At 64.7% G+C, this 1,616-nt stretch carries 1 protein-coding gene; it reads left to right on the forward strand.

The annotated features are described in order from the left end of the window. Positions 1-70: 70 nt before the first annotated feature. Positions 71-1,342: a helix-turn-helix domain-containing protein gene (locus B1964_RS13910; protein ID WP_006371501.1), complete on the forward strand. Its 1,272-nt coding sequence runs from the start codon at positions 71-73 to the stop codon at positions 1,340-1,342. Positions 1,343-1,616 lie beyond the last annotated feature (274 nt).

Genomic DNA, 1,616 nt, shown 5'->3' on the forward strand with positions numbered 1-1,616 from the left:
GGGGCCCCCCGCCGCAGTCGTTGACAGCGCATTCGTCGGCCCGGCGGCCGCGGACGCCTACTGTGAACACATGTCGGAGCATCGGGTGAATCAGACGCCGCCGCCCAGCGACGTCTTCGGGGAACGTGGTGCGCACGTGCCCGCCCCGGCCACCGTGCACGACGCACTGCCCGACACGCTGCTGCGTCGCGTCAAGCAGTACAGCGGTCGACTGGCCACCGAGGCCGTCCACTCGATGCAGGACCAGCTCCCCTACTTCGCCGATCTCGACGCCGCGCAGCGTGCCAGCGTGCAGCTGGTCGTGCAGACCGCGGTAGTGAACTTCGTCGAATGGATTCAGGACCCCGAGGGCAACGTCAAGTTCACCGTTCAGGCCTTTCAGGTCGTCCCGCAGGATCTCGCGCGCCGCATCACGCTGCTGCAGACCGTGGAGATGGTGCGCGTGGCGATGGAGTTCTTCGAGAAGTGGTTGCCGCTGCTCGCCCGCAACGACGCCCAACTCCGCGCGTTGACCGAGTCGGTGCTGCGTTACGGTCGCGAGATCGGGTTCGCCGCCGCGGCCATCTACGCGTCGGCGGCCGAATCGCGCGGCGCGTGGGACTCGCGTCTGGAGGCCCTGGTGGTCGACGCCGTCGTCCGCGGCGACACCGGCCCACAGTTGTTGTCGCGGGCGGCCGCGCTGAACTGGGATTCCGACGCCCCGGCCACCGTCATCGTCGGCGCGCCACCTCCCGAACAGAACGTCTCGGTCCCGCTGGCGATCCACAACACCGCGAAACGCTATGACCGGGCCGCACTTTCGGTGGTGCAGGGCACGTTGCTGGTGACCATCGTCAGCGGGCCGATCAAGATGACCGATCCGTTCAGCAATGCGTTGCTCGACCACTTCGCCGACGGGCCGGTGGTCATCGGGCCGACCATGCCCAATCTGGGCGCAGCGCACACCAGCGCCACCGAGGCGATGGCCGGGATCTCCGCAGTCGTCGGCTGGCCCGGCGCACCGCGGCCGGTGCACAGCCTCGAACTGTTGCCCGAGCGGGCACTCAACGGTGACGCATCGGCGACGGCGACACTCATCGAGACGCTGGTGCGTCCGCTGTCGACCGGCGGTTCGACCCTCAACAGCACCCTCGAGTCCTATCTGGACTGTGGCGGCTCTGTGGAGGCATGTGCCCGCGAACTGTATATCCATCCAAATACTGTCCGGTACAGACTGAAGAAAATTGCAGAAGTGACAGGACGTGATCCAACTAACCCTCGCGACGGCTACGTCTTACGTATCGCGGCAACCGTCGGACGATTGACACATCTGAGGAACGAATCGCCACACTCAGCCACATGAGGAACATCAGTAACACCGCTGTTTCCACATTTCCGCTGGCAGATGCCTTTCGGACACATTTCTGTAACGAATCTCGAAGTGATGACGATGCGGAACCAGCCAGAGACACCTTTGTGGGAACCCCACAAATCCTTCCGATGAGGTCTAGCGACCTCCACACCCACATAGGACGCCGAAACGGTGTTCTCTGGTCACGTGCTTTCGATGCTTGCGCCCGGTCAGGGCTCTCAGACACCCGGCATGTTGATTCCGTGGCTGGAACTCCCCGGCGTCC

Source organism: Gordonia sp. i37, assembly GCF_002043085.1.
Lineage (GTDB): Bacteria > Actinomycetota > Actinomycetes > Mycobacteriales > Mycobacteriaceae > Gordonia > Gordonia polyisoprenivorans.

Coding starts and splice junctions, on each gene's coding strand:
- B1964_RS13910 (WP_006371501.1), top strand. CDS start 71: ATGTCGGAGCATCGGGTGAATCAGACGCCGCCGCCCAGCGACGTCTTC.